General features: G+C 71.7%; 4 protein-coding genes. All 4 read right to left on the bottom strand.

The features are described 5' to 3' along the window. The coding region (locus tag ACWGO0_RS37225; RefSeq protein ID WP_453544867.1) for a hypothetical protein at window positions 1–207 on the bottom strand (207 nt) is incomplete at its 3' end. 125 nt (window positions 208–332) lie between these two features. Continuing rightward, entirely contained in the window at window positions 333–1,121 is a 789-nt protein-coding gene (locus ACWGO0_RS37220; RefSeq protein ID WP_376169341.1) for a DUF2637 domain-containing protein, read from the bottom strand. Continuing rightward, window positions 1,118–3,091: a helix-turn-helix transcriptional regulator gene (locus ACWGO0_RS37215; protein ID WP_376220332.1), complete on the bottom strand. Its 1,974-nt coding sequence runs from the start codon at window positions 3,089–3,091 to the stop codon at window positions 1,118–1,120. The genes ACWGO0_RS37220 and ACWGO0_RS37215 overlap by 4 nt, the downstream gene beginning before the upstream one ends. Window positions 3,092–3,309: 218 nt before the next feature. Continuing rightward, entirely contained in the window at window positions 3,310–3,537 is a 228-nt protein-coding gene (locus ACWGO0_RS37210) for a hypothetical protein (protein ID WP_376041194.1), read from the bottom strand. Window positions 3,538–3,912 lie beyond the last annotated feature (375 nt).

Genomic DNA, 3,912 nt, shown 5'->3' with positions numbered 1-3,912 from the left:
GCGGATGACCATCAGGGCCGCCTGCGGGAGGTCGGCCACGGCGTCGAAGTGCGCGAGGGTGACGCCGTGGCTGCGAGCGGCCTCCAGCAGGTCCCGCAGGAGAGCGGCTGCGTCTGCCTTCTCGGCCGGGGTGGCGGCCGGTCCGCCGAGCCGCGCGGCGGACGCGGTGATACGGGCGGGCACATCGTCAAGCTGGGTCTCGTGCATGGTTCCTCCTGGTGGTGGCGGCGCCCCGCCGGGTGAGGGTGGATCAGGCGGACGTGAGTCAGTCTGACACAATGTGTCAGCCTGCGCAAGAGGGTCAGGGGAGGTGTCCCCTGACCCTCTCTCGGTCACGCGGCGGCCGGGACCTCAATCTCGGTCTGACCCTCGATGTGGTCGTCGTCGTGTCGCGGGTGGACGGGGGCGTTCTCGGTGTCGAGGCGTGCGTACACCCGCTGCACCTGCGAGGGGGCGCGGGTGGACACCCGGGCCGCCTCACGGACGCTCAGGCCGTCCCGCCATGCCTGCTCGATCGCGGCGCGGGCTTCCTCGGTGCTCAGCTTCGGGCGGGGGGGGACAGGCGGGATTTCGAGGTGTGCCCCGCAGATGACCTGCGGCGATGCGGTGGCCGGCACAGGCTCCGGCAGGGGGGTGGGGGACACCGGGGCGTCCACTGTGGACACCTCGGTGTCCCTGCCCGGCTCGACGGCGGGTGCGGCGTCGTCCACGAGGCCGTGGACCTGCCTCATGAGGAGCCCGAAAGCCAGCAGTGCGGCAGTGGGGGGGACAGCGGCGGTCACGTAGTCGAGGAAGGGCACGTGCTGACCGTCCCTCGCTCCGGCCACTCCGGCGACGTTGAGGACGATCGAGCCGATCGACCCGGCCGCCGTGGCGGTGATCGCCCACCAGTCGGTGCGGCCCTGGAGACCGGCCCGCAGCATGAGCAGTTCGCCGCCGACGATGAAGGCGTCGAGGGTCGCGGGCCATGCCCACTGGCGGATCGGGGAGCCTGCCAGGCCGTGCTGGCCGGCCACCTCGGCGAGGTGTGCGTAACTGAGCCAGAAGGCAAGGGCGGTCAGGGTCACGATCACGAGCCCGGCCGCGATCAGCGCGGCCCTCTCCATCGTCTGCTTGCTCATGCCGACACCTCCTTGCCCGCGATGACGATCCCTGCCGGGGTCTTGGCCACGTCGCCGGACTTGACGAGCGCCGCGACGGCGCGGGAGACGCCGCCCTTGTCGATGCCGGTCGCCGCCACGATGTCCTTCTGGGCGAGCGGGCCGGACGCCGACCGGACCGTGTCCAGGACCCGATTCCGGTTGGTCGGGGTACCGGCCGGGGTCGCCGCGGATTCCTCAGCGCGGGGCGCCGGCGCTTCCTCGGCCGCCGCTTCGGGTGCCTCCTTCACCAGGGTCAGGCGCGGCCCGCCGCCCGGGTCGGCGGGCTCCGGCGCCAAGGTGGCGACGTGCTGCCACGGGGTCACCTTCGGGAGCGCCTCCACCGCCTCATCCAGGACGTGCCAGATCCGCACCGGGCTGGGTTTGCGGTCCTTGTGCTTGATCAGGGCCCGGCCAGGGATGCCGCCGAGCGTCGACGGCTCCCAGCCCGTCGTCGCCGCGTTCTCGCCGTAGACCACGCGGTCGGACACCGGCGAGTCCACCGTCAGCGACATGACCGTGAGGCTGTTCTCGCTGACCATCGCCGTGACGCCGCCGTTCGTGCGGGACGGGTACTGGGTCGCCCAGATGATCCAGATCCCCGTCGCGCGGGCCAGGGTGTACAGGTCGTCGATCAGGTCGAGGACGTCCTTCCACCGGTTGTCCTTGGCCATCTGGAGGATTTGCCGTCCCTCCTCGATGACGACCAAGAGGCTCGGGTGCTCCGGCGTCGGCACCCACTGCGTGACGTCCGCGATCTCCTGCCGGTGCTGCATCTCCGCGACCAGCTCGCAGATCGCGTCGTAGATCGCCTGCCGGATCTCCTCGTTCGAGCCGCGCTGGTGACCCTCCGTCCGGACCTTCCCCTGCCACAGCCGGGCTTCCAGCCGCTTCGGGTCGAGGAGGATGCCCGCCCACAGCGGGTCGGCCACGGCCTGCATCATCCACGGCCGCCACGAGACGCTCTTGCCCATGTTCGTGACGCCCGCGATCAGCTTGTGCGTGCCCGCCATCGGCACGTCCACGATCTCGCCGGTCACCTCGTCCACGCCGATGCCGGTGTGCTCCGGCGTCCAGGTCATCGAGATGCCGTCCGACGCGGACCGGGTGCGGATCACGATCAGCGCGCGGTCGCCATGGCTGCCATCGCTGATCTGCATCCGCGTCTCGGTCCGCATCCCGAGCAGGGCGCGGACCGCCGCGGACTCGGCCGCGAGCTTCTTCGCCGACCAGCCCTTGCCGTCCAGCCGGACGCCGCACACGATCCCGGCCGCCGTCACTTCGGGCCGCTCGGTCAGCGTGCCGGACAGGCCGCGCGAGTCGGCGTGCTGCACCCAGTACGACGGGTCCAGGCGCTCCAGCAAGCGGCGTTCCTCCGCCGTGACCCCATCCTCGACCTGCACGGAGACCGACCGGCGACCGAGCCACAGCGCCGAGGCGTTGGCCGCGATGACCGCGACCGAGGTGGCCAAAGGCCACGTCTCCCAGTCCGCAGGCGTCGACCACGCGTACGTGCCGACCGCCGCCGGGACGACATGCACGGCGTGCCACCGCCGGGCTACCTGCGCCATCGTCGCCGGGTAGTTCGCCCGCGCCTCCTTCAACGCGGCCCGCGCGGCGATCCGGTGCGACCGCGCCGCCCTGTCCGCCGTCTTCGCCGCCCGCCGGGCGCCGTTCCACGGGTTCTTGCTCGCCTGCCGTGCCGCCGTCCGCTGCCCCTTCGCGGTCGCGGCCGTCGCCCTCGCCGACGTGTTCTCACGCTGAGCGGCCATGAGCTTCTTGAGATTTTCCGGCGTCCGGAGCGCCTGGCGCCGGTCCGCCGCCGCGTCCCACCGAGCCGCCACAGGGGCGCACATGGGGGACAGGGCATCGACCACGTTGGTCACCTCGGTGGCCGATGCCCGCCAGGCGGACTTGGTCGAATCGGTCGCCTTCCGCCAAACTTCCTTCACGTCCACGGTTCTCCTTCAGGTGCGTGGATGAGGGTCGGATCGCCGTTCGCTGCGGCGGTCCGGCCCGTCTTCGTTTGCTGGTTGCGCCTCTGGTTGCAGGTTGCGGTCGGGTTGCGGGGTGCAACCGCCTCTGACCTGCAAGGTTGCGGGTTGCGGTCGGGGGAGGGGAGGGGGGCCCTACGCACGCGCGCATATACGCGCGCGAGGAGCCCCTCAGATCACTCCGCCTCGGCCGCCTTCCGCCACGCGGCCGAGGTGTTCGGGGAGACCCCTGTCAGGTCCCGAATCCTGCGGTAGGGGACCTCCATCCGGACCGCCTCCACGATCACCGGACGGATCTCCGCGTCGAGCTGCTCCAGCTGAGCCAGGAGCCTGATCCTCTTCGCTCCCAAAGGCTTGAGTGCTGCTTCGGCTTGGGCCCTCAGTTGGGCCGGTGTCTGCGTCATGCGACTGACTCTGACACATCGATCCGCCTTTTGCAAGCGTCTCAGTCTGAGTCATCATTGCCCCCCGGTGATCACGCGGCGACCCTAGGCGCCCCTCTGCGGCCCTGTCAGCCGGATACCGGACCCAGAGGGCACGGCGCCCCTCATCGGCCGTCAGCGGGCCACACAGGGACGCGGGGAGGGGTGCGGGGGAGGCCGGAGAGATCGCGCGGGTCACTACGCAGGGGCGCTCCGCCCCCTGCACCCCCGGGCCACCGCTCCCAGAGGGGGAGGGGGCGCCGTACGCCACTGCGGGTCCGTGGGTGGGTCGGCAGGGGTCGCGGGGGGGTCCCTCCGGTCGGACAGCCCTCCGCACCCTGCCACGGAACCTGGGGG

The sequence above is a fragment of the Streptomyces sp. NPDC055749 genome, from assembly GCF_053617235.1.
This window is presented reverse-complemented; position numbering and strand designations above follow the sequence as displayed.